At 63.0% G+C, this 25,131-nt stretch carries 18 protein-coding genes; 12 read left to right on the top strand and 6 right to left on the bottom strand.

The window, feature by feature from the left end; all coding sequences use genetic code 11:
- The first annotated feature begins 202 nt into the window (after window positions 1-202).
- Complete coding sequence (locus tag JVX91_RS20110; RefSeq protein WP_205335921.1) at window positions 203-1,126, top strand: LysR substrate-binding domain-containing protein; 924 nt, start codon at window positions 203-205, stop codon at window positions 1,124-1,126.
- Between the two features lie 56 nt (window positions 1,127-1,182).
- On the opposite strand, the gene JVX91_RS20115 is transcribed toward JVX91_RS20110, so the two are convergent.
- Entirely contained in the window at window positions 1,183-2,490 is a 1,308-nt protein-coding gene (locus JVX91_RS20115; protein WP_205340053.1) for an OprD family porin, read from the bottom strand.
- 193 nt (window positions 2,491-2,683) lie between these two features.
- Entirely contained in the window at window positions 2,684-2,932 is a 249-nt protein-coding gene (locus JVX91_RS20120; RefSeq protein ID WP_205335922.1) for a hypothetical protein, read from the bottom strand.
- A gap of 236 nt (window positions 2,933-3,168) precedes the next feature.
- Here JVX91_RS20120 and JVX91_RS20125 point away from each other — a divergent pair, with 236 nt between their 5' ends.
- From JVX91_RS20125 to JVX91_RS20155, 7 genes are all read left to right on the top strand, one after another.
- Entirely contained in the window at window positions 3,169-3,657 is a 489-nt protein-coding gene (locus JVX91_RS20125; RefSeq protein WP_205335923.1) for a helix-turn-helix domain-containing protein, read from the top strand.
- An 11-nt stretch (window positions 3,658-3,668) separates the two neighbouring features.
- Window positions 3,669-4,796: an HlyD family secretion protein gene (locus JVX91_RS20130; RefSeq protein WP_205335924.1), complete on the top strand. Its 1,128-nt coding sequence runs from the start codon at window positions 3,669-3,671 to the stop codon at window positions 4,794-4,796.
- A 71-nt stretch (window positions 4,797-4,867) separates the two neighbouring features.
- Window positions 4,868-6,355, top strand: coding sequence for a DHA2 family efflux MFS transporter permease subunit (locus JVX91_RS20135; protein ID WP_240201784.1), 1,488 nt, complete (start codon window positions 4,868-4,870; stop codon window positions 6,353-6,355).
- Window positions 6,356-6,505: 150 nt separating this feature from the next.
- The gene (tssI, locus tag JVX91_RS20140) at window positions 6,506-8,896 is read left to right on the top strand and encodes a type VI secretion system tip protein VgrG (RefSeq protein WP_205335926.1); all 2,391 of its coding nucleotides are present in this window, start codon (window positions 6,506-6,508) and stop codon (window positions 8,894-8,896) included.
- Window positions 8,896-10,026 (top strand): DUF2169 domain-containing protein, encoded by a 1,131-nt coding sequence (locus JVX91_RS20145; RefSeq protein WP_205335927.1) that lies wholly within the window; start codon window positions 8,896-8,898, stop codon window positions 10,024-10,026. Before tssI ends, JVX91_RS20145 begins: the two co-directional genes overlap by 1 nt.
- On the top strand, window positions 10,023-15,014 hold the full coding sequence (locus JVX91_RS20150) for an RHS repeat-associated core domain-containing protein (RefSeq protein ID WP_205335928.1): 4,992 nt from the start codon (window positions 10,023-10,025) through the stop codon (window positions 15,012-15,014). The genes JVX91_RS20145 and JVX91_RS20150 overlap by 4 nt, the downstream gene beginning before the upstream one ends.
- A gap of 8 nt (window positions 15,015-15,022) precedes the next feature.
- The gene (locus JVX91_RS20155) at window positions 15,023-15,322 is read left to right on the top strand and encodes a hypothetical protein (protein ID WP_205335929.1); all 300 of its coding nucleotides are present in this window, start codon (window positions 15,023-15,025) and stop codon (window positions 15,320-15,322) included.
- 174 nt (window positions 15,323-15,496) lie between these two features.
- On the opposite strand, the gene JVX91_RS20160 is transcribed toward JVX91_RS20155, so the two are convergent.
- Complete coding sequence (locus JVX91_RS20160) at window positions 15,497-16,402, bottom strand: LysR substrate-binding domain-containing protein (RefSeq protein ID WP_205335930.1); 906 nt, start codon at window positions 16,400-16,402, stop codon at window positions 15,497-15,499.
- A gap of 355 nt (window positions 16,403-16,757) precedes the next feature.
- On the opposite strand from JVX91_RS20160, the gene JVX91_RS20165 reads away from it, so the two are divergent.
- The 3 genes from JVX91_RS20165 (at window position 16,758) to JVX91_RS20175 (ending at window position 18,083) form a co-directional block, all read left to right on the top strand.
- On the top strand, window positions 16,758-17,015 hold the full coding sequence (locus JVX91_RS20165) for a YjhX family toxin (RefSeq protein ID WP_205335931.1): 258 nt from the start codon (window positions 16,758-16,760) through the stop codon (window positions 17,013-17,015).
- Window positions 17,016-17,072: 57 nt separating this feature from the next.
- Window positions 17,073-17,576 carry an N-acetyltransferase gene (locus JVX91_RS20170; RefSeq protein WP_205335932.1) on the top strand — a complete coding sequence of 168 codons (504 nt, stop codon included), beginning with the start codon at window positions 17,073-17,075 and terminating at the stop codon, window positions 17,574-17,576.
- A gap of 63 nt (window positions 17,577-17,639) precedes the next feature.
- The gene (locus JVX91_RS20175; protein WP_205335933.1) at window positions 17,640-18,083 is read left to right on the top strand and encodes a GNAT family N-acetyltransferase; all 444 of its coding nucleotides are present in this window, start codon (window positions 17,640-17,642) and stop codon (window positions 18,081-18,083) included.
- A 64-nt stretch (window positions 18,084-18,147) separates the two neighbouring features.
- Here the strand turns inward: JVX91_RS20175 and JVX91_RS20180 are convergent, their stop codons facing one another.
- The 3 genes from JVX91_RS20180 to katG all read right to left on the bottom strand — a co-directional run bounded on the left by JVX91_RS20180 (window position 18,148) and on the right by katG (window position 22,038).
- Window positions 18,148-18,549, bottom strand: a complete 402-nt coding sequence (locus tag JVX91_RS20180; protein ID WP_205335934.1) for a DUF2501 domain-containing protein — start codon at window positions 18,547-18,549, stop codon at window positions 18,148-18,150.
- A 61-nt stretch (window positions 18,550-18,610) separates the two neighbouring features.
- Window positions 18,611-19,699: a glycerophosphodiester phosphodiesterase gene (locus JVX91_RS20185; protein WP_205335935.1), complete on the bottom strand. Its 1,089-nt coding sequence runs from the start codon at window positions 19,697-19,699 to the stop codon at window positions 18,611-18,613.
- Window positions 19,700-19,845: 146 nt separating this feature from the next.
- Complete coding sequence (gene katG / locus JVX91_RS20190) at window positions 19,846-22,038, bottom strand: catalase/peroxidase HPI (RefSeq protein WP_205335936.1); 2,193 nt, start codon at window positions 22,036-22,038, stop codon at window positions 19,846-19,848.
- A gap of 360 nt (window positions 22,039-22,398) precedes the next feature.
- On the opposite strand from katG, the gene JVX91_RS20195 reads away from it, so the two are divergent.
- Window positions 22,399-25,110, top strand: coding sequence for a cation-transporting P-type ATPase (locus JVX91_RS20195; RefSeq protein WP_205335937.1), 2,712 nt, complete (start codon window positions 22,399-22,401; stop codon window positions 25,108-25,110).
- Window positions 25,111-25,131 lie beyond the last annotated feature (21 nt).

A 25,131-nucleotide genomic window follows, 5' to 3' on the forward strand; every position in this document is an offset into this window, starting at 1 on the left:
GCGGCGGCCCTCGGGCGTTCTTGTTGTCGGACCGCGCTGGGGCGGCATGCATCGAAACTACCCCAGCCACCGCACGCCCATAAGGCCCGCCAGCCATCTATCAGCTATGCCCAAATGCTATAGCTGCGCCACAAGCGGCCTGCGCACGGCGTCGCGAACGTTTAGACTGGCCCTCTCCTGCCCGCACCGGTCGTACCGCCCCATGGATGTCGTCCAGCTCAAGACCCTGATCCACGTTGCCGAACTGGGCAGCCTCAGCAAGGCGGCCGACCGCCTGAACATCGCCCAGCCAGCCCTCAGCCGGCAGATTCGCCAACTGGAACGCGAGTTGGGGGGTTACCTGTTCGATCGTCATGGCCGCGGCATGGAAATCACCGACCTGGGGCGCGAAGTGCTGGAGCACGCCACGCGGATCATGGAGGAGCTGGAAGCCATTCGCGGCGCGGTCGCCGGCGGCAATAGCGCCTACCGCGGCAGCGTCATCATCGGCACCACGCCGACAGTCGCGGAAATCATCACCGTGCCTCTGGTCAGCCGCATCAAGGCCGAGCACCCGAACCTGGGCATCCGCTTCGCCTCAGCCTTCAGCGGCTACCTGCTCGACTGGTTGCAGCGCGGCGAGCTGGAAATGGCGATCTCCTACGATCCGCAGCCGTTGCATACGTTGCGTATCGTCCCGGTGATGATGGAAAACCTGATGCTGGTGGCGCCCCACGGCGCCGGTCTGAGCCTGGACAAGCCGGTAGCCTTCGCCGAGCTGGCCGAGCAGGAACTGATCCTGCCCAGTTCGCGCCATGGCCTGCGCAAGATCCTCGACGACTGCGCGCGACAGCTGGGCATCACCCTGCGCCCCTCGGTGGAGGCGGACTCCTTCGGCGCCCTGATCGACCTGATCACCCACGGTTTCGGCTGGACGGTCCTGCCACTGGCGTCGATCTATAGCCGCATCCAGGACGGCAGCCTGTGCGCCGCGCCGCTGGTGGACCCGACACCGATGCGCAAGCTGGTGATCGCCTATCCGGCGGATCGCAAGGTCAGCATCGCCACCCGCTATGTCGCCGACACCTTCACCGAGATTGCCGCCGACCTCATCGCGCGCAACATCTGGGCCGGGCACCTGCTGTGAGCCACGTGTCCTGAGGCCGGCGCGGCACCCCATCGCGGGGCGCCGCACTGGCTGGGTTACAGGATAGAGATCGGATAGTCGACGATTAGGCGGAACTCGTTGACGTCGCCTTCAGCCTGGTCGGCATTGCCGCGGTGAATCGCCTCGCGCAGGCGGAAGGACAGGTCCTTCGCCGGCCCGGACTGCACCACGTACTTGGCTTCCAGGTTGGTCTCGTGGTGCTTGCCATCGTCGCCGTAACCGTAACCACGGTACGGGCTGTCCGCCGCCATCTTGCTGCCATCGATACCGTGGCCATTGACGTAGCGGGCCATGAAGCTCAGGCCGGGAATGCCGTAGGTGGCCATCGCCAGGTCATAGCGCAACTGCCAGGACTTCTCTTCCGGACCATTGAAGTCCGAGTACTGGATGGAGTTGGCGAGGAAGATCGAATCACCGGTATCGCCGGGGCCGTTGACGCCGAAGGCCACGTAATCGAACGGAGTGTCGCCGTGGACCTTCTGGTATGCCAGGGTCAGGGTGTGTGCGGTGAGGAAGGTGTACGCGGCGGCGGCGGACCAGGTGGTGTTGCTGATCTCGCCAGCCTTGGCGCTGCCGTCGTCGTTGGTGCGGTAGATATTGAAGTCAAAGTTCAGCGACTGGTCGTCCGCCAGCGGCAGCGTGTAGTTGGCGTTGCCGTAGTACTGGCGCCACACGTCCTCGAGCTTGGAAGCGTAGAGGGAGAAATTCAGTGCATCGTTGACCGCGTACTTGCCGCCCACGTAGTCGATGCTGCTGGCCTCGACATTGGCGTACGAGGCCCAGAGGCCATGGTCGCCGTTGGTAGTCACCGGGCCGTTGCCGCCGGTGAAGTGGCCGCCGTCCAGGTCCAGGCCTGCGATCTCGCTGCTGAGCACGTTGAAGCCGGTGGCGGTCTGCGGGAACAGCCGGGTGCCGCCGGCGGCGAACACCGGCGCGGTGGGCTGCAGATCACCCCAGCGCAGTTCGGTCTTCGATACGCGCAGCTTTACGGCGCCGCCAGCGCGGCCGTATTCGCTCTCGGGCGAACCGTCGTCGCGCACCGGCAGGTTGCCAGTGCCGGAGGTACCGGCGCCGCCATCCAGGCGAATGCCCCAATTGCCGAACGCCTCGACGCCGAAACCAACGGTGCCCTGGGTGAAACCAGAGCTGTAGTTCAGCGTGAAACCTTGCGTCCAGTCCTTGCGGTCGCCCGCGCCGGACTTGCGGTCACTGTTGTAGTAGTAGTTACGCAGCAGCAGCGAGGCTGTGCTGCCTTCGATGAAGCCAGTGGCTTCGGACTGATCGGAAACGACGGCGGCATGCGCCAGTTGGAACGGGATGCCGGCGACGAGTGCGCCGAGCATGGAAACGCGAGCGGAAAGACGGAACGCGGACATCTGCTACCCCTTTGTTGGACTTGTCTTGGCAGGTGTATCGACTGAACTTCGAACAACTTTCTTATGTTTCCCCGCCATAGGCAGAGCGTGCGAAGAGATATCAATCCGCCGCTTCGGCCTCCAACCAGACTTGTCGATAGTCGATATCAAGACGAATGATTCAGCATTTGCCGGCATGGCCATTAAGCTTGCGCCCCGATGAAGAACATGAGTCCCGGATGCCCGCTCCAGAGCGTTCGGGAAATTGCTCCACTTCATCATCCTTTGGTTTGGCCGCCTCCCCAGGCGGCCTTTTTTTGTCTGCGGGAAAGTTATGGAACATCTGTTCCAGACCAATTCCGGATAATTCTTCCCTGCCTTTCTTAGTTGAATTACGCAGCGCATCTCCAGAAACTTCCGTGAACTTCAACGACCCACTCGCGGCAGGATCGGGCAACTCGATTCAGCGCTTCATGTGGTTCGCCAATCCTTCTCTCCGTCCGTTCATCCCCCGGGGCATTTCTCCATCCATGAGTCACTTGCGCAAAGCAAGTGACCGGATTAGATTACGACCATAATTCCTTCGTCATCCCCCGCCTTGCACCGTGCCATGGCCGATGCCAGGCGGCCTGATTAGATGATGATGCTAATGTAACGAGGCCCGCCATGCGCAGAACCAGTTTCGAACACCTGCCCTGCCCCGTCGCCCAGGCGCTGGATGTGATCGGCGACAGCTGGAACGTGCTGATCCTGCGCGAAGCCTTCTATGGCTCCACCCGCTTCGACCAGTTCCTCGCACGATTGGGCATCGCCAGCAACGTGCTGACTCGCCGCCTGCGCGCCCTGGTGGATAGCGACCTGCTGCAGCGCCGCCAATACAACGACCACCCGCCGCGCTACGAGTATCTGCTTACCGACCGTGGCCGCGACCTGCGTCCGGTGTTGCTGACCCTGCTGCAGTGGGGCAAGCGCCACGCCAGCATGGCCAGCGCCACCGAACTGGTGGACACCCGCAGCGGCCGGCCAGTGCACATAGCACTGGTCGATGCCGACAGCGGCGAGCCCATCGGTCCGCACCACCAGATCCATCGCCGCGAAGGCGAACAGCTCGTCCCCGTCTTCCCACAGACCATTTCCCAAGCCGATCACGCCTGAGCGAGGCCGCCATGAACCAGCCCATCACCCTCCCCGCCGCGCCAGCCGTCGACACGGCCAAACCGAAATCCCGCAAAGCCCTGAAACTGGCCATCGCCACGGCAGCCATCCTCGGTGCAGGTGCCTACGCCGGACACTGGTGGCTCGACGGCCGTTTCCTGGAGAAGACCGACGATGCCTACGTCGGCGGCGACGTCACTGTCATCAGCCCGCGTGTGGCCGGGTACATTGCCGAGTTGAAGGTGAGCGACAACCAGCTGGTGCACGCCGGCGACCTGCTCGCCCGCATCGATGACCGCGATTACCGCGCCGCGCTGGCCAAGGCCGAAGGCGCAGTGCATGCCGAGGAAGCGGCGCTGGGCAACGTCGATGCCCAGGCCTCGCTGCAGGATGCGCTGATCCGCCAGAGCCAGGCGGAGATCGACGCAGCCTCTGCCGAAGAAGTACGCACCCGCGACGACCAGCGCCGCTACGCCACCCTGGTGCGCACCAACGCCGTTTCCGTGGAAGCGGCGCAACGTGCCGATGCCAGCTTCAAATCCGCCCGCGCCAACAGCGACAAGGCCCGCGCCAGCCTGCTCGCGGCGCGCCGCCAGCTGGATGTGATCCGCAGCCAGCGGCAGCAGGCCCAGGCCGCGCTGGAGCAGGCGGTCGCCGCCCGCGACCTGGCGCGCCTGGACCTCAGCTACACCGAGCTGCGCGCGCCGGTGGACGGCTACATCGGCAACCGTCGCGCGCGGGTCGGCAGTTATGTGGCCGCCGGCACGCAACTACTGGCCGTGGTCCCCGCGCAAGGCCTGTGGGTGGACGCCAACTTCAAGGAAGACCAACTGGCGCGAATGCAGCCCGGCCAGGCGGTGACCATCGAGGCCGACATCCTTCCCGGCAAGGTCTTCCACGGCCACCTGGACAGCCTCGCCCCGGCCACCGGCGCGCAGTTCAGCATCCTCCCGCCGGAAAACGCCACCGGCAACTTCACCAAGATCGTCCAGCGCGTGCCGGTGCGCGTACACCTGGACGACGCCGACGGCCGCCTCGGCAGCCTTCGCCCTGGTCTCTCCGTGCTGGTGGAAGTGGACACCCGCGCCCATGACCATGGCGAAGCCGACCAGCGCGTCGCCCAGAGCTCGCGGCCGTGAGCCTCTGGAGCAACGACATCGTACCGGTGGAGAGTCTTTCCACCGGCCGCAAGGTGATCTCCTTCGCCTGTATGTGCCTGGGGATGTTCATCGCCCTGCTGGACATCCAGATCGTCTCCGCCTCGCTGCGCGACATCGGCGGCGGACTATCGGCCGGTGCAGATGAACTCGCCTGGGTGCAGACCAGCTACCTGATCGCCGAGATCATCGTCATTCCGTTGTCCGGCTGGCTGTCCAAGGTGCTGTCCACGCGCTGGCTGTTCGCCGCCTCGGCGCTGGGCTTCACCCTCACCAGCCTGCTCTGCGCGCTGGCCTGGAACATCCAGAGCATGATCGCCTTCCGCGCGCTGCAGGGCTTTCTCGGTGGCTCGATGATCCCGATGGTGTTCACCACCGGCTTCCTCTATTTCGACGGCAAGCAGCGCGTGATCGTCGCCGCCACCATCGGCGCCATCGCCTCGCTGGCGCCGACGCTCGGGCCGGTGGTGGGTGGCTGGATCACCGACATTTCCTCCTGGCCCTGGCTGTTCTACATCAACCTGGTGCCGGGGCTGTTCGTCGCCATCGTGGTGCCGATCATGGTGCGCATCGACAAGCCGGACCTGTCGCTGCTCAAGGGCGCGGACTACCCGGCCATGCTGCTGATGGCGCTGTTCCTCGGCTGCCTGGAATACACCATGGAGGAAGGACCGCGCTGGAACTGGTTCAGCGACGACACCATCCTCGCCACGGCATGGATCTCCGCGATCTGCGGCGTCGCCTTCATCTACCGCAGCCTGACCGCCGACCATCCCATCGTCGACCTGCGCGCGCTGAAGGAACGCAACTTCGCCCTCGGCTGCCTGTTCAGCTTCGTCACCGGCATCGGCATCTTCGCCACCATCTACCTGACCCCGCTGTTCCTTGGCCGCGTGCGCGGCTACGGCGCGCTGGACATTGGCCTGGCGATCTTCTCCACCGGCATCTTCCAGATCATGAGCATCCCGCTCTACGCCGCCCTGGCGCGGCGCGTCGACCTGCGCTGGATCCTGCTGCTGGGCATGGTGATGTTCACCCTGTCGATGCTTGAGTTCGCCCCGCTGACGCACGACTGGGGCGCGGCGCAACTGATGTTCCCGCAGGCCCTGCGCGGCATGGCCCAGCAATTCTGCGTGGCGCCCACGGTGACCCTCGCGCTGGGATCGCTGCCGCCCGAGCGCCTGAAGCTCGCCTCGGGGCTCTTCAACCTGATGCGCAACCTCGGCGGCGCCATCGGCATCGCCGCCTGCGCCACGGTGCTCAACGACCGCGCCAACCTGCACTTCCTGCGCCTGGCGGAACACCTCAACAGCGGCAACGAAGCACTCAACCACTGGCTGGCACCTTCGCTGGACATCAATGGCGAGCCGAGCCAGCAGGCGCTCAAGCACCTGTGGGACCTGACCTGGCGCGAGGCGCAGACACTGACCTTCGCCGACGCCTTCCTGCTAGTCGGTGCATGCTTCGCCGTGACGCTGTTACTGGTGCCGCTGATGCGCAAGATTGCCCCACCGGCACAGCCCAGCGCTGACAGTCATTGAGCGGAACGCTGCGTGAATTCGGCGACGCCCTCCGTCGCCAATTCCGCAAGCTCTGACTGACGGATCTCAACTCGCCTAGACCCCATCCCCAGCAGTCCTGCGCCTCCTTAAAGTCTGGCCCCCTGAAAAGGACTTCAAGGAGGTACAGGCATGTTCCAGGCGGCCAATCAGACACAAATCCAACTCTTCATCGACGGCTCGCCGAGTGAGCTGCGGGTTCTCCAGTTCAGCGGCGACGAAGCGCTGGACAGCCTCTTCCGTATCGAGATCGATGTCGTCAGCGAGCGGGCGCCGTCACCGGACGGACTGCTGTCGAAACGGGCGTTCCTGGCATTCGACCAGCAACTCAACGGCATTCATGGTCTGATTCGCGAGGCCCGTCTCGGTGCCAGCGATGCTCGCTTCTGCCACGCCAGGCTGATCCTGGAACCCCACCTGGCGAATCTCGCCCTGCGCCGGAACCAGCGGATTTTCCAGCACAAGAACGCCCAGGAAATCATCTCGATCATCCTCGGTGAGCATGGCCTTGGCGCCTTCTCCTTCCGACTCTCGGCTCCACCACCTGAGCGCGATTACTGCGTGCAGTACGACGAGAGCGACCTGGCCTTCGTCTCGCGGCTGTGCGAAGAGGAAGGCTTCCATTACCACTTCGAGCATTCGCCCGGTGACCATACCCTGGTCTTCGGCGACAGCCCCGCGGCCTGGTCGACCATCGGCAGCGTGCCCTTCCAGAGTGATACAGGCCTGGTCGCCGACGTGCCGGTGATCAAGCACTTCGGTGCCGGCGCGGCGATTCGCACCTCACGTGTCACCCGCCGCGACTATGACTTCGAGAAGCCCGCGACCCTGCTGGAGGGCAAGGCCCAGGGCGATGGCAAGCCCGATCTCGAGGATTACGACTACCCTGGCCGCTTCCTCGATGGCGGGCGCGGCAAACAGCTCAGCCAGATCGCCCTGCAACGCCACGCCGCGGACCGGACGAAAGCCTATGGCGGTGGCGACCGTCCATTGCTCAGTGGCCACCTGATCACCCTGACCGATCACCCCATCGGCGCCAACAACGCGCTGTGGACAGTCACCCGCGTCAGCCACCGCGGCTGCCAGCCCCAGGTACTCGAGGAGCACGCCAGCGACAACAGCGAACAGGGTTACCACAACCGCTTCGAGGCCATTCCCGGCTTCACCGTCCATCGTCCACCGCTGCGTCATCCCAAGCCACGGGTGCTGGGCACGCAAACCGCGGTCGTCACCGGCCCCCAGGGCGACGAGATCTACTGCGATCCCTACGGGCGGGTGAAACTGCAGTTCCACTGGGACCGCGACGGCAACCTCGACGAGCACAGCAGTTGCTGGGTTCGCGTCGTCAGCGGCTGGGCGCACGACGGCTACGGTCATGTGCTCATTCCGCGCATCGGCATGGAAGTGCTGGTGAATTTCCTCGAGGGCGACCCGGATCAGCCCGTCGTCCATGGCTGCCTGCCCAACGCCCACCGCCCGGTGCCTTATGAGCTTCCGGAGCACAAGACCCGCAGCGTCTTCAAGACCAACAGCACACTCGGTGGAGGCGGCTCCAACGAACTGCGCATCGAAGACCGCAAGGGCGCGGAGCAGATCTACGTCCATGCCCAGCGCGATCAGGACATCGAAGTCGAACACAACGAGACCCACTGGGTCGGCCATGACCGCCGCAAGACCATCGACCACGACGAAACCGTCCACGTCGGCAACAACCGCACCGAAACCGTGGACGGCAACGAAACCATCACCATCCACAAGAACCGCACCAAGACCGTCGACAAGCACGAGACCGACCACATCAAGCGCAACTGGTCGATCACCGTCGACCGCATGAAGACCGAGACCGTCAAGCTGACCTACCTGCAGAACGTCGGCCTGGCCAAGATGATGAACATCGGCACGGTCTACAGCCAGAACGTCGGCCTGCACCTGAACACCATCGTTGGCATGAACCAGGTGGAGCGCATCGGCAAGAACCGCTCGACCACCATTGGCACATCCATGACGCTCAAGGTTGGCGGCGGCCTGATCGGCTCGGCTGCCGGCGCGGCACCTGCCGGCAGCGCGAAGATGAACATCGTCTCGGACACGTCATCCAGCCCTGCGGCGGCATCCTCCGCCAGCGGCGGCTCCAGCCTGAGCATGGACGGCGACAGCATCACCCTGCAGGTCGGCCCTTCGAAAATCGTCATCACCGCCAAAGGTATCTTCCTCGACGCTCCGGACATCCACCTCAAGTCCGCCAACACGGTCAACGCCGATGCGCCGAAGGACGTTCATCTCAACAGCGGCACCGCAGCGGCGGCGCCCGTCATCACCGTCGACGCCGCGTCGCCCGGCTTCACCAGTTTCAATCCGCTGAGCGATGCTGGCGGGCTGGCCGGCCTGGCTCAAGCCGCCCTGGGCGGAGACCTCGGCGGTCTCGCGGGGGCTGCCATGGGTGCACTGGGCGGCGGCCCCGGATTGTCGGATGACGCAGGCGGCCCGCTGAGCAAGATCGCCACACCGAAAGGCTGCTGGTGATGATCCGCATCGATAACCACAGCGGTCTACCGCACCTGCTCTACGAGAAAACCGGTCCCTCTGGAGAACCCTTCGACGTCATCGTTTTGCGAGGCACCTTCGACTTCGCCCGCGACGGTGAGCCGATGGCGCTTTCGGCGATTCAGCGGCCGATCCAGTTCGGCGATCGCTACGACGGGCCGATCAATACCCAACCGCTGAAGGCCGTGCTCGCCGAGGAAGGGGATCTGGTGTTGGGGAAGCTGGGGACGGACGTGCTGATGCATGGCCATGTGCGCTCATACCAGGGGCAGCCCCTCAGGCACTGGCTTGCCGAATTGACGGTTGGGTCTGTCGGAAAAGTGGTGCGTGTCAGCGGCCCGCGGGAGATTCGAGACTCTCTGACCGGGTGGTGTCTGGATGAGGCCACCCCTGTAGACCAGGTGCCGTTGGACTACCGACTGGCTTTTGGCGGTTGCTTCTACGATCCGCAGCCGCCAGCCGAATCTATGCAGGCCAGCAGTCTTCACTACCCCATGAACCCTGCCGGCTGCGGCTGGCTACCCGATGCCTCGTCGCTCAGAAGCCTGGAGCAAGCGGCTCGGCAGCGTATCGAAGGGCGGATTTCATCGATCAGGCGAATGCCCGCACCGCAGCTAGATGACCCGCGGACGCCCTACGAGCATCCCTTCCAACAACTTATCCCTCAAGGATTCGGAGCAATCGCCCGCTGGTGGGAACCCAGGACCTCCCTTCAGGGCACCTATGACCAACATTGGGAGGAAGAACGCTACCCCTTCTTTCCCAAAGACTTCGATCCGCGCTTTTACAACAGCGCTCCTGGTGAGCTGGTTTCCACCTCGTATCTGACGGGTAACGAACACGTTCAGCTCAAGGGTTGCCTGGCCTCAGGTCATCGCGCGATGCGCCTTCCGGGGGTCGTTCCATTGGTTCTGATCAACGAAAGATCCCCCAATAACCATATCCAGTATCCGCTGCTGGATACGGTTCGAATCGACCTCGATAGCTATCAGGCCACTCTGCTGTGGCGCCTTCCATTGGCGCGGCAGATGCCGATCAATCAACTGACCATTGGCTTGGTGGCACTGCCGGCCGAGAAACAGACCGGGAAAAGGATATCCCAAGGATGAATGACCGTCTGAGCGTTTCCTCGGCAGCAGAGGATGCAGTTGCGGAGCAGAAACTCCTGAACGCACGTCAGCTGACTGAACTGGCCCAACGTGAGTCGCAGGCCAGCACTATTCTCGGCACGCTAGACAAGCTGGAAGCATTGCGTCCGCTTTCCAATGCAGAGCAAGCATCTCGCAGCCAGATGCAGGGGGAGTTGAGTAAGCTCAAGCAACAGCGGATTGCGCTGGAGGCCTCACCCACCCCGGCAGCCGGCGGTACAAAACGGCACGTCGCGAACGAATCCACGCAATGGAAGGCTATCTGCATCACGCCCGATTTCTGTCGAGTTGGGCTTCCGATCATTGCCTTTGACTCCTTTGCTACGCTCGACAAACAAGTCAAATCTTCACCCAACGTCAAAGCCCAGGGCGTACCGGTTTACCGGCAGGGCGATCTGTTCCAGCAAGTACAGGCGGATGCCGGGCAGCACGTCGTAGCGGGAACCTCGCTGGGATCGGGGCACGTCAAGCTGCTGGACGGCCACCCTACGGCCAAGGCCAATGGCATTCCGCTTGCCCGCCATGACAGCTACTGCCTGGTCAATTGCAACGCGAACGGGCTTGGCGGTGCGCTAGGCAAGATCGTCAGCAACCAGAAGATGGCCAGCGGCGGCGATCCCGACCGGAAGGCCAGCAATCTTGACGCGCCACCTGGCGAGCGCACCAGCCCCTATCTGGAAAAGCTCAAAGCCCAAAAAGAGGCGTTGAAAAAAGAGCTTTCCGCCTTCGATGCACTGGACGAGTACGTTCGCTTCGATGATCTGAACCAGACTCTTGATGAAAAAATCGCCAGCATCAAATCCGCCCCACTGCTGGGAATCCCCTTCACCGATCTGATCCCAGGCGTGGGTGAGCTTGGCGCACAGATACAGCGCGGCACCGCGGGTTTTGCCAAGGATATCGTCACCGGCATCGGCGAGTTGGCCTACGAAGGCAGCAAGACCGCTGCCAAGATGCAGACACCGGCCGGCATCGAGTCGAAAGTCCTCGATGGGCAGATACTGGCCGAAAATATCCGCCTGGGAAATGTGACCCCGGAGACAGTCGCCAGCGATGCCAAGACGATTGGGAGCGCCATCGTCAAACCTGTCGCTACTCCCTGGGAGAAAGGCGACTACGCAGAAGCCATTACTCGCGGCGGCTTGGAAATAGTCACCCTGCCACTGGCAGAACTCAAAGCTGGAATTCTTGGGAAATTTGGCAAAGCCAGCCAGGTTGCCAAGGCCGCCGAAGCGGCAAAAGCGGCTGAGGTTGCAAAGGCCGCTGAAGCAGCAGGTGACGCCGCCAAGGCCGAGCAGACTGCGCATGCAGGCGACGCCGCCAAGGCCACTGACGGCGTACATGTCGAGCAGGGCAATCCCGCCGGGCGAGCCGAGGGCGATAAGCCCGGGAGTGCCTCCGCAGATGGGAAGAATTGCGAGCCCGGCAAATGCGGCCTCGAGAGCGAGCCCGTCGACGTCGCCACCGGCGACTACGTGCAAACCTGGCCTGTGCTGGATATCCCCGGCAGTATTCCGCTGCGCCTGAATCGTCACTACCGTTCACGCCAATCATTCCGTGGTGTCTTCGGCTACAAATGGGCGGACGAGTGGTCCCAGCGCCTGGAACTCGACGACCAGCGCATCACCTTCAACACCGCTGAAGGCACAACGCTCGTCTATCTGGCGCCGGAAGATGAAGTCCTTGCTTACAACCTGCGCGATGGCCGCTACCAGCTATCTGGCCACCGCAGCGCCACACTGCGTCTCTACGACCGGCGCAGCCAGCACACCCTGCTCTTCGAACCCAGCACCGCCTCTACAAGACCACTAAGTGCCATTGAAGACCGTAACGGCAACGCCATTCGCTTTCACTATTGCGATGGACGCCTGCATCGCATCGAGCACAGCGATGGCTTCCAACTAAGAATTGGACACACTGCCAGCGGCCTGATCGAACACGTCGCATTGCTCGAGCCGGGCCAGCCAGAGCGTCATCTTCTGCAATGTCGCTATGAGTCCTTCGACTTGCTGACCAGTTGCCACAGCCAGCAATTCGGCCCGCTCCAGCACACCTACAACCCTAGCGGCTACATGCTGCAGTGGCGCGATTCTGACCAGACCCAGGTCGACATGACCTATGACGATCATGGTCGCGTCCGCACCGTCAGCACCCCGCAAGGCTTCTACAACGACCGCTTCGAATACGAAGCGCTCGCCCGCTGCACTCACTATCACGACGCCGAAGGCGGCCACAGCCGTTTCTACTACGACGACAACAACCTCGTCGTGCGGAAAATCGATCCACTCGGGAACGAATCGCTCACAGAATGGGATGAGTTCACCAACAAGCTCAGCGAAACCGACCCGCTGGGTCGCGTCACCCGCTACAGCTACAGCGATGCCGGGGAGTTGCTCACCCAGATCAACCCCGACGGCAGCCGCGAGACCCGCCATTACGACGCCACCGGCAATCTCGCCCGTTACCGCGCCGTTGATGGCAGTACCTGGGCGCTCACCTACGATCAGCGCGGCAACCTCGAAACGCTAACGCTGCCCGATGGTCGCCAGATTCGTTATCGCTACGGTACACATGGCGAACGACTGGAGCAGATCAATCCTGACGGAGGAGCCCTTCGTTACGAGTACGACGAACGTCATCGCCTGAGCGCCATCGAACATCCCAATGGCCACACGAGCCAATTGAGCCTGGACATTTTCGGCCGGCCACTCAAGCACACCGACGCCCTGGGCCAGACCACCCGCCTGAGCTACGCCCAGCACGCCCACCCACGTGGCTCGGTTGCCGCCCTCACCCTGGCTGACGGCGCCGAGCAACAGTGGCAATACGACAGCGAGCTGCGCGTCCAACGCTTCACCGATGGCGAAGGCCGCAGCACGCACTATCACTACGGCGCCTTCGACCTGCTCGAGAGCCTGACGCAACCCGGCGGCCAGACACTGCAACTGGCCTATGACAAGCTGGCACGGCTGGTACGTGTCACCAACGGCCTCGGCCAGCACTATCACTACCAATACGACCTGGCAGGCCGTCTGGTGGCAGAACGCGACTTTGCCGGCACCTCCATCCGCTACCGTTACAACGCCGCCGGCTGGCTGACCGAAAAGCACTGCGCCGACGGTGCCCGCGTCCATTATCACTACGACATCGCCTCGGCCCTCCTGGTGCGCATCGACCAGCAGCCCGCCAACGGTCCCGTTGAAATCACTCGGCTGAGCTATGACGACAGAGGACATCTGGTCCAGGTCAGCAACCCCAACGCCCTAATTGAATACCAACGCGACGCCGCCGGGCGCGTCATCCTGGAACGCTGCAACCACCGCGAGATCCGCCATCACTACGGCACCGACAACGGCTTGCCCACCATTCTCCAGGCCGGTGCCTTCGCCGAGCCAGAAAGCCATCAGCAAGCCAATGCCGATCATCCCGAGATCCGCTGGCAACACGACCACAGCGGCAGCCTGACTCAACTCCAGATCGGCGAACACGCCCCACTAGCACTCCAGAACGACGCCCTGGGCCGCGATATCCAGCGCCACAGTCCGGAAGGCTTCCTGCAACAACAGGAGTACAACCGCATCGGCCTGCTCAGCGGTCAACGTGCCGGCCAGGCCAAGGCCGTTTCGGGTCTGCCGCCCGAACTGCACAGCCACGTCCAGCGCGACTACCGCTACGACAAAGCCTTCAACCCCATCCAGATCGACGACCAACGCTGGGGCAGCAGTCGCTATCGCTACAACGCCAACGACCAGATCATCGCCGCTCACCTGGGCAGTGCGAATCCGCAACGCTGGCAGTACGACCAGGCCCTGGACCTCACCAGCGAAGCGCTACCCTCCGGCAAGAGCGAATACGGTCAAAGCATTGAGCAGCAAGGCGGCCGCGCCGTGCGCTGCGGCCCGGATCGCTACGAATACGACGCCTGCGGCCGTCTGATCAGCAAGACGGTCCAACGCAACGGCTTCCGCCCCCAGCGCTGGAGCTACCGCTGGAACAGCGACAACCGCCTGACCGAACTGCGCAACCCCAACGGTGAACATTGGCGCTACGCCTACGACGCCTTTGGCCGACGCATTCGCAAGTTCCAGGTCATCGACGGCAGAGACGCCCAGCGCATCGTCGGCGAGGAATACCTGTGGAGCGGCGAGCAACTCATCGAAGCCGCCCCGCTCTGCGCCAATGGCGAGGTGCTCTACGACCAAGCCACCCGCTGGACTTACGCACCGGGCAGCTTTACGCCTATCACCCAGCACCAGAATGGCAAGCTCAGCTACATCGTCGCCGACCACCTCGGCAGCCCGCGGGAGCTACTCAGCGAACAGGGTGAACTGGTCTGGTCCAACAGCCCGAACGTGTGGGGATTGGCACGGCTATGGAAAGCCGCCAACGATGACACCGGGCCAGTGGACTGCCCGTTCCGCTTCCCCGGCCAGTACTACGACGGCGAAAGCGGCCTGCACTACAACCGCCATCGCTACTATGATCCACAGACGGCGCAGTACCTGAGCCCCGACCCGTTGGGGTTGGGCGGAGGAAGCCGACCTCAGGGGTATGTGCATAACCCGATGGGGTGGGTGGATCCATCGGGGTTAGTTCCGTGCTTGCCGGAAAAAATAAATTTGGCAAGTGATGGCGTTCAACATGTAAAAGAACGACATGTAGGCCAAGCCTTAGGATGGGAACATAAAAGCAAATGGACTGTTAACAATGCGGAGTGGAAGAGTATCGCGCGAGACACATTCAGAAACCCAGATAGAATAATAAGAGATGGAGATCGCTTTATATACGAGAAAATCTTACCAAATAAAATTATAGGGGCAAGTCCGGACGGAATAAATCTGAATAAGGTCAGAGTGGTTGTTGAATCGAATGGCGACCTAGTCACCGCTTTCCCGCAGGCTGTTTTTAAAGATTTAAAAGATACTGACAAGCTGATTTTTTCGAGGTGAGGAGAAAGATGGCATTAGACATCATAGTTGTTTTTGACGATAACGAAACTCAATTCTTGACAATGAGTGAAGCGCTTCACTCAGAAATATTCAGTGCATCCACTCGATGGAGCAGCTACAAAGAGCTTCGAAAGCTAAGAGATTATTACAAGGCAAACATTTCAATAAATTCAACTGAGAGCTATACTTTTTTGCACGAGCTAAGCGACATTGCTTCTCGAGTAAAAGTTAACACCATAGAGCTAAATGAGATAAAAAAATCCCTTCAAAGAAAAAAAATTAAGAAATTACGAATGACAGGGGACTAATTCTATAAACCCAACGAACAAACCCTCCATTCTAGATCCACGCACACCAACCCTGGACGGCAGAGCGATAACAGACCTCAGTAATGAGGAATAGGATTTTGAACAACTGCCCGAAGACAGTGATGCGGAGCATCACCTATTACATATAAGTAGAACCGCCGCCACAGTCTAACTTCAGGCCATATCACTCTGAATGAACTCCTCGGCAAGAAAGTCAATCAGTGTCCGCACCGACGGCAATAGTCCGCGGCGCGATGGAAAGATCGCATGGACGATGCCGCACTTGGGTGTCCAGCCCGGTAGCAGTTCCACCACCTTGCCGGTGGCCAAGTCTTCGCGGACGGCCACGCGAGGCACGTGAGCGATGCCGACGCCAGCCAGTACCGCGTTGCGCAAGGCCTGCAGGTCATCGGTGACCAGGCGTGGCTTGTGCGAGATCAGCAGTCGCTCGCTGTCTTCGTTGAACAACTCCCACTGATACTCGCGCTGCATGCTGCCCCAGTGCAGGCTGGGCAGTTGTCCCAGCCCCATCGGCGAACTGTCGCCGGCCATGCGTTCCAGCAGGTCCGGTCGGCCCACCAGGCACTGCGTGCTGTTGCCCAGTACCTTCATCACCATGTCGGTGTTTTCCAGCGGAGGAAAGCGAACACGCAGGGCGATGTCGAAGCCTTCATGGAGCAGGTCGACGCGGCGGTTGGTGCTCTCGATGAACAGTTCCACCAGCGGGTACTTGAGCATGTACCGGGTGAGCATGGGCCCCACCCAGGAACTGAGCAGTGTCGTCGGGCAGGCCAGCCGCACCAACCCGCGCGGCTCGCTGCGGTTACGCTCGATCACCTCCGATGCACCTTCCGCTTCGATGCGCATCGCCACGCAGCGCTGGTAGTACTCCTGACCGATCTCGGTCAAGGAACAGTGCCGGCTGGTACGGTGCAACAGGCGTACGCCAAGGCGTTCCTCCAGCTGGGCAATGCGCCGGCTGAGCTTGGATTTGGGAATATCCAGGGCACGCCCGGCGGCCGCAAAACCACCCTGCTCCACCACCTGGGTGAAGTAGTACAGGGTATTGAGGTCTTCCATGGATCGTTCTCCTGGTGGAACGCTAACGGCGGGTTGCGCAGTCTAGCGCAGCAAGGGTGCCGAAATTAATGGCATCTCCTGGTTCCTCCGTAATGGGAAGCACGGCGCTTCGTTCGGGGCGACACGTCCGCCCAGCGGGTTGATCCCCTTCCCTTCGGACGCCTAGAATTGCCGGGCCCGAATTCCGGGCATCCTCTCTGATCCGTTGAGACAGGTTTCATGTTGGAGATAGCAGTAATCCGATAACCCCGACGCCTTGCCGACAAGGCGGGACGGTTATCGATGCGCACAAACACGGGCGGACACGACGTTGTGTCTGCGGTTTCTACGCACCTACTGCATTCAGGTTTCCACCATGAACATTTCCAGACAGGAACAACGGACCCTGCACGTCCTCGCCAAGGGCGGCCACATCTCCTTCCAGCGTGACGACTCCGGGCGCATCGTCGCCGTCGAGTGCTATACCCGTGACGGGTATGTCCTCGCCGATTGGACGCTGGCGGTGTTTCGCAAACTCCGCAGCAAGCGCCTGATCCTCTCGCGCAACGGCCTGCCCTACCGAATCAACGCCACAGGACTGGGCGCCGTGCGCCCGCAACTGGGCAATCGCTGATAGCCCCAGACCGGGCTGTTGCACAGCGGCCCGGCCGCACACCCGAGGATTCGCACCATGGACTACGAGATTCACGCCGAACGTCCCGAGGATAAGCTCCAGATTCGCCAGATCACCGAAGCCGCTTTCGCCGTCGCCGAACACAGCGACGGCACCGAAGGTGCCATCGTCGACGCGTTGCGCGCGGCCGGCGCACTTACCGTCTCCCTGGTCGCCACAAAGGCCGGAGAGGTCCTTGGCCATGTCGCCTTCTCCCCGATCACCCTGGATGGCCGTGATCTCGGCTGGTATGGCCTCGGGCCGGTTTCGGTGCGGCCTGACCTGCATGGCCAGGGAATAGGCAACGCACTGGTCCGGGCCGGGCTCGAGCAACTGAAGACGCTGGGCGGCAAGGGCTGCGTTGTGCTGGGCGATCCGCGCTACTACCGGCGCTTCGGTTTTGTGCACGATGCGGCGGTGCGCTACGAAGGCGTACCGCCGGAGTACTTCATGGCCCTCTCGCTGGACGGCTCGCAAGCCGCTGGCAAGGTCGCGTACCACCCAGCCTTTTCCGCGTCCTGATGCACGCAACGGGCGGCCGCAATTCGCGCTGCCGCCCTCTTACGATTCAAGGAAGGAAACCAGATGAACCGCGGGATTCGCCCTGCCACTGTCGACGACATCGACCACCTCTTCGACATCCGCACCAGCGTGCGGCAGAACCACCTGAGCCGCGAGCAACTCTCCGAGCTGGGCATCACGCCAATGGCGCTCAGGGATGCCCTGGAATCCGGCCCCTGCGCCTGGGTCGCGGAACTCGACAGCCGCGCCGTCGGCTTCTCCATGGCGGATGTGGCCCAGGCGGAGGTCTTTGCCCTGTTCATACGCCCAGAGTATGAGGGCCGTGGACTGGGGCGCCGGCTGCTGCAAGCGGCCGAGGCACGACTGTTCGGCGAGCACGAAAGAATATGGCTGGTAACGGATGGCAATGACGAAATACGCGCCAACGCCTTCTACCTGAAACAAGGATGGACGTTGGCCGGACGCGTGGACGAGCGCGACGTGCGTTACGAAAAAGTCCGGTCCTGACCTTGCCAGGAGCGAGGTGCGGCCTTGCGCAATCGCGCGCGGGCGCGCACCTGCCCGGTCGCAGTCAGAGCAGCGACTTGCCCTGGCTGAGGATCTTTTCGCACACCTGCTTGGTGACCTTTTCCTTCAGGCCACCGCCGGACAGATCGAGGCTCTTGCCATCCGTGCCGGTGACGACGCCCTTGGCGCCATCCTTGTAGCCGCTATCGCTGGTCGTGGTGTTGCCGGGCAGCTTGCTCAGCAGCGAGTCCTTCACCTGGGTCGCGCTGTTGGCATTGAGGTAGTTGTTCTTCGCGCAGAACTCGAGGACACCGGCAACGTTGCTACTGCTGCTGGAGGACATCGACGACAGGTTGCCCAAGCCACCGAGCGAGCCGGCGACATCGCTGAGGCCCGCCGCGTGGGCGAGCGACAGTGGCAGCAAGGCGGCGGTGAGGATGGCGGGAATGAGTTGACTGGCTTTCATGGACGATCTCCTGATGGCGCTGATGCGCTTCTGCAAGCGTAGTACGGTAGGCGCCGCCGGCTCAGTAACCCACCGAGCTCAGCACTTCCGCCACACTGCGGCTTGGCGGCCGACCGAGGAAGTGCAGCAATTCGTCCGTGCGGTTGGTGAAGAAGCCATCCACGCCGGCGGCCTGCAGCTTGTTGAAGTCCACGGCGTCATCCACCGTGTAGGCGTGCACGAACAGCCCACGCTCGTGAGCGGCCTGGTTCATCCAGGGTTTGACCAGGTCCATGTAGCTCTGGTCGCCGCGCGCCGTCAGCGTCGCCGAAGGGCCGGCGCCCAGCGCGCCGTGGGCCTTGGCCCAGTCCAGCCAGGCGAAGAATTCGGCGTCGGACTTCACTTCTTGCCCGGCGTAGAAATCGGCTTTGATCTTCTCGCCCGATTGCGCAAAGGTGGTCGCCTTCTTCGCCTCCATGTAGCCATCACCGACCCACAACAGCAGGACCTTGGGCACCTTCGGCATGCTCTTCTGCAAAAGCTCCAGGCTGCCCTTCTCGAAGGTCTGCAGGACGATCTTGCCCTGGGGCTCACCGTCGGCGTTCAGCCAGCCACGATTTTCCAATGCCTTGCGCAGGTCTTCCTCGATGCCGGGGAACTGCCCCGGCGCCTTGGTTTCCAGGTACAAACCGGGCGTTTCGCCGCCACCTTCGGCGATATCGATCAGCTCATCCAGAGTGAGGATGCGTACGCCCGCGAACTTTGAGCGGGCACGCTCGGGATAGGTGGCGTTGAACCAGCTACCGGCATCCAGGCGCTTGAGTTCCGCCAGGGTGAACTTGCTCACCGGGTCCTTCTCGCGACCGGGGAAGACCTTGGCGATATCGGTGGTGCGCTCCAGGGTGTCGTCGTGGACAGCCACCAGCACACCATCCCGGGTCCGCTGCAGGTCCGCTTCCAGGTAGTCCGCACCGAGGTCGCGAGCGACCAGATAGGCCGGCGCGGTTTCTTCCGGTGCGTCGTGGGAAGCGCCGCGGTGGGCGATCACCGTTGGCCAGGGAACACCGGCGGCCTCGCTCAGTGCCCGACCGGGAGACTCCTCGGCAACGGTGGTGAAGCTGGCAACGGCCAGCGCGAAGGTAGCCAGTACGGCGATGATGCAGCGACGCATAGGCGAGACCCCTTTCGGCGGGTAACGGTTAAGCGGCCCAGTCTGCCGGCGGCCTGTGAAAGTCTTGCGACGGCCGGTCCCCACACGAACGACAAGGCCCGCGAACGATCGCTCGTCCGCGGGCCCTTGCTTCTACCCTGCCCGAATCAGCGCGGCAGATCGAAGCGATCGAGGTTCATCACCTTGGTCCAGGCCTTGACGAAGTCGTCGACGAACCTGCGTTCGCCGTCCGAGCAACCATAGACCTCCGACAACGCCCGCAGCTGGGAGTTTGATCCCAATAGCAGGTCGATGCGGCTACCGGTCCACTTGGCTTCGCCGGTCTTGCGGTCGCGGCCTTCGAACTGGTCGTTGTCCGGCGAGGTCGGTTTCCACACGGTGCCCATGTCCAGCAGGTTGACGAAGAAGTCATTGCTGAGAGTACCGGGACGCCCGGTAAACACACCGTTCTGCGAGCCACCGGTGTTGGCGCCCAGCACGCGCAGGCCGCCGATCAGCGCGGTGACTTCCGGCGCGGTCAGGGTCAGCAGCTGTGCCTTGTCGATCAGCAGGGCTTCGGCCGGGACAGCGAACTTCGCCTTCTGGAAGTTGCGGAAGCCATCGGCCACCGGCTCCAGCATGCCGACCGAGTGCACGTCGGTCTGCTCCTGGCTGGCGTCCATGCGGCCCGGCGCGAACGGCACGCTGACGGTATGGCCGCCCTTGCGCGCGGCCTCTTCCACCGCGGCATCACCGGCCAGGACGATCAGGTCGGCCAGGGAGATCTTCTTGCCGCCGCCGGCAGAGGCGTTGAACTCGGACTGGATTTCACCCAGCACGCCAAGCACCTTGGCCAACTGTTCAGGCTGGTTCACCGGCCAGTCCTTCTGCGGCGCCAGGCGAATGCGCGCACCGTTGGCGCCGCCTCGCTTGTCGGAGCCACGGAAGGTCGAGGCCGAGGCCCAGGCGGTGGATACCAGTTCACCGACCGACAAGCCCGATGCCAGCACCCTGGCCTTCAGCGCGATCACATCCTTCTCGTCCACCAGCGGATGATTCACTGCCGGGATCGGGTCCTGCCAGATCAGTTCCTCGGTTGGAACTTCCGGCCCCAGGTAACGGGCCAGCGGGCCCATGTCGCGGTGGGTCAGCTTGAACCAGGCGCGGGCGAAAGCATCGGCGAACGCGTCGGGATCTTCATAGAAGCGACGGGAAATCTTCTCGTAGATCGGATCGACGCGCAGCGAGATGTCGGTGGTCAGCATGGTCGGCGCGCGGCGTTTGCTCTTGTCGTGGGCATCGGGAATGCTGCCGGCACCAGCGCCATTCTTTGGCTGCCACTGGTGCGCGCCGGCCGGGCTCTTGGTCAGTTCCCACTCGTAGCCGAACAGGTTCCAGAAGAAGTTGTTGCTCCAGCGAGTCGGTGTGGAGGTCCAGGTGACTTCCAGGCCGCTGGTGATGGCATCGCCACCGGAACCGCTGCCGAACGAGCTGACCCAGCCCAGCCCCTGGTTTTCCAGGCCACCGGCTTCCGGGTCGACGCCGACGTGGGATGCGGGCCCCGCGCCGTGGGTCTTGCCGAAGGTATGGCCGCCGGCGATGAGGGCCACGGTTTCCTCGTCGTCCATGGCCATGCGCGCGAAGGTTTCGCGGATGTCGCGCGCGGCAGCCACCGGGTCGGGGTTGCCGTTGGGGCCCTCCGGGTTCACGTAGATCAGGCCCATCTGCACGGCGGCCAGGGGATTCTCCAGGTCACGGTCGCCGGTATAGCGCTTGTCGCCACCCAGCCAGGTGGTCTCCTCACCCCAGTACACGTCCATGTCCGGTTCCCAGACATCCTCGCGACCGCCGGCGAAGCCAAAGGTCTTGAAGCCCATGGATTCCAGGGCGACGTTACCGGTGAGGACGATCAGGTCGGCCCAGGACAGCTTCGCGCCGTACTTCTGCTTGATCGGCCAGATCAGCCGACGGGCCTTGTCCAGGCTGACGTTGTCCGGCCAGCTGTTGAGCGGGGCGAAGCGTTGCTGGCCGCGCCCGGCGCCGCCACGGCCATCGCCGATGCGGTAGGTGCCGGCGGCGTGCCAGGCCATGCGGATGAACAGCGGCCCGTAATGACCGAAGTCCGCTGGCCACCATTCCTGGGAATCGGTCATCACGGCGCGCAGGTCGGCCTTCACCGCTTCCAGGTCGAGCGTCTTGAAGGCTTCGGCGTAGTTGAAGTCCTCACCCATCGGGTTGGACTTGGAAGAATGCTGGTGCAACAGGTCCAGCCGCAGCTGGTTGGGCCACCAGTCACGGTTGGAGGTGCCACCACCAGCGGTCTGGTGGAACGGGCAGCTACCTTTCTTTTCTTCACTCATTGCAGGCTCCTTGTGGGCGCCTATCGTTGGCGCCTTGTATTCGCACAACCCATCAGAAGATAGATCAAATGGGCCAGCCTGCTATTGCAGTTATTGATCGGCTCATGCGGTAAAAGGCTATGAGCGGAAATTGGCTCAATGCCGTGTTACAGGAGGTTTCGGGCGGCACGGCAGGTGGGGCCACTCAGCGCGGCCGAGGATGGGGCGCTGCGTGGGATCGAGGGCATGAGCAAGTTGTTCAGCATAGGTTCAGTCTGGATGGGCCGAACCTTGAGGTATGACAGTCCTACAGCGGTTTCCTAGGCCTACGCTGCTCGCAGTGACCCACTTTCCCACGAGGCAGCAGCCGGGAGCCAACGCATGACTGCACCACAACCCACCGACAGCGATCCACGAGGGACCGACTGGTACCGCAAGTCCATCGAACAGACCATAACCGACCTGCAGACCAGCGCCGATGGATTGTCCCCCGAGGATGCCGGCGCACGCCTGCTGCGTGTCGGCCCCAACGCACTGCCGGCCAAGGCCGTCGATCCACTCTGGCTGCGCTTCGCCCGGCACTTCAACGACGTGCTGATCTACATCCTCCTGGCCGCCGCCGTGGCCACCGCGCTGATGGGCCACTGGACCGACACCGTCGTCATCCTGCTGGTGGCGGTGATCAACGCCGGCATCGGCTTCTTCCAGGAGAACAAGGCGGAGAAATCCCTCGCTGCCCTGCGCGGCATGCTCAGCAGCACCGCGCGTGTGGTACGCAACGGCAAGAAGATCGAGATGGACGCCGCCCAGCTGGTGCCCGGCGACATCGTCATCCTGCGCCCCGGCGACAAGATCCCCGCCGACGTGCGCCTGTTCGACGTGCATCACCTGCAGGTCGAGGAATCCATGCTCACCGGCGAGTCCCTCACCGTCGGCAAGCAGGCCGATGCCCTGGACAAGGACGCGCTGCTGGCCGACCGCCTGAACCTCGGGTTCTCCGGCACCAACGTCAGCGCCGGCAACGCCCGCGGCGTGGTCATCGAGACCGGTGCGAATACTGAACTGGGCCGTATCAACAAGCTGATCGCCAATGTCGACGAGAGCGAAACCCCTCTGCTGCGGCAGATCGCCGAGCTGGGCAAGCGCATCTTCCAGCTGATCATCGGCATGATGCTGGTGCTGTTCGTCATCGGCTTCTTCTGGCACGACTACCCCTTCGGCGAGCTGCTGCTGTCGCTGATCAGCCTGGCCGTGGCCTCGGTGCCCGAGGGCCTGCCGGCGATCGTCTCGATCATCCTGTCCCTGGGCGTGCAGCGCATGGCGCAGAACAAGGCGATCATCCGCAAGCTGCCCACAGTGGAAACCCTGGGCGCCATGAGTGTGATCTGCTCGGACAAGACCGGCACCCTGACCATGAACGAGATGACCGTGAAGAGCGTGCTGCTCGCCAACGGCCTCTACAGCGTCGAAGGCCAGAGCTACGAACCCAAGGGTCGCATCACCTTCGGCGGCACGAGTGACGAACTGGATTGGTCGCAACACGGCTCGCTGGAAGCCTTCATCCGCGCGGTGGACATCTGCAACGACAGCAGCCTGCAGCTCAACGACGAAGGCCGCTGGGGTGTGGTCGGCGGGCCCACCGAAGGTGCGCTGAAAGTCCTGGCGCGCAAGGCGCCCCTGCCCGACGTGGAGTTCCAGAAGTTCGGCAAGATTCCCTTCGACTCGGCCTACAAGTACATGGCGCGGCGCTGCGATGTCGCCGGCCAGAACCTGATCTACCTCAAAGGCGCGCCGGACGTGCTGCTGCGCATGTGCCAGCAACAGCTCGGCGCCCAAGGCGTGGAGCCGCTGGGCCGCGCGTTCTGGGAGCGCGAGATGAGCTTCATTGCCGGGCAAGGCCTGCGCATGCTCGCCGCCGCGTACAAGCCGGTGCAGCCCGATGATGGCGTGATCGACCACGAGGACGTGCAGGACGGCATGATCTTCCTCGGCGTCGCCGGCCTGCTCGACCCGCCGCGCCCGGAGGCCATCGAAGCCATCGCGCTGTGCAAGCGCGCCGGCATCCAGGTGAAGATGATCACCGGCGACCACCCGGACACCGCCGTGGCCATCGCCGGCATGCTCGGCATGGGCACCGACCTGCGCGCCATGACCGGCCAGGAGCTGGAGCAGGCCGATGACACTCAGCTGAAATCCGTCGCCATGCAGTATTCGGTGTTCGCCCGCACCAGCCCCGAGCACAAGCTGCGCTTGGTGCGTGCGCTGCAGGCCAACGGCGAAGTGGTCGGCATGACCGGCGACGGAGTCAACGACGCCCCGGCGCTGAAGCAGGCCGACGTGGGCATTGCCATGGGCATCAAGGGCACCGAGGTGACCAAGGAAGCCGCCGACATGGTGCTCACCGACGACAACTTCTCCACCATCGCCGGCGCCGTGCGCGAGGGGCGCCGGGTCTACGACAACCTGAAGAAGACCGTGCTGTTCATCCTGCCGACCAACATGGCCCAGGGCCTGCTGATCGTCATGGCGATCCTCGCCGGCGCGGTGATCCCGCTGGCGCCGCTGCAGATTCTCTGGATGAACATGGCGACCTCCACCACCCTGTCCTTCGCCCTGGCCTTCGAGCCCGGCGAGCCGGGGATGATGCGTCGCGCACCGCGCAATGCGAAGAAGTCGATCCTCAATGGCTTCGCCGTCTGGCGCGTGCTCTACGTGGGCGGCCTGCTCACCGCCGCAGCGTTCCTGCTGGAAGCCTGGATGGTCAGTAACGGCCAGGACACCGACCACATCCGCACCATGATCCTGCACACCCTGGTCACCGCGCAGTGGGCCTACCTGTTCAACTGCCGCCTGCAGGAAGAGTTCTCGCTGAACCTGGCGCTGCTGCGCAACGGCGCGCTGCTCACCGTGACCCTGGCGCTGATCCTGCTGCAGTGCTTCGTGATCTACGTGCCGTTCATGCAGACCGCCTTCCACACCGTCGCCCTGCCCTTCAGCGGCTGGCTGATCTCGTTAGGGATAGGCATTGCGGTGTTCTTCGCGGTGGAGCTGGAGAAGCTGGTGATTCGCCGCTGGAAAGCCTCGCGCGGCTAATTGCCAGGCGTAGAAAAGAAA

The sequence above is a fragment of the Pseudomonas sp. PDNC002 genome, assembly GCF_016919445.1.
GTDB lineage: Bacteria > Pseudomonadota > Gammaproteobacteria > Pseudomonadales > Pseudomonadaceae > Pseudomonas.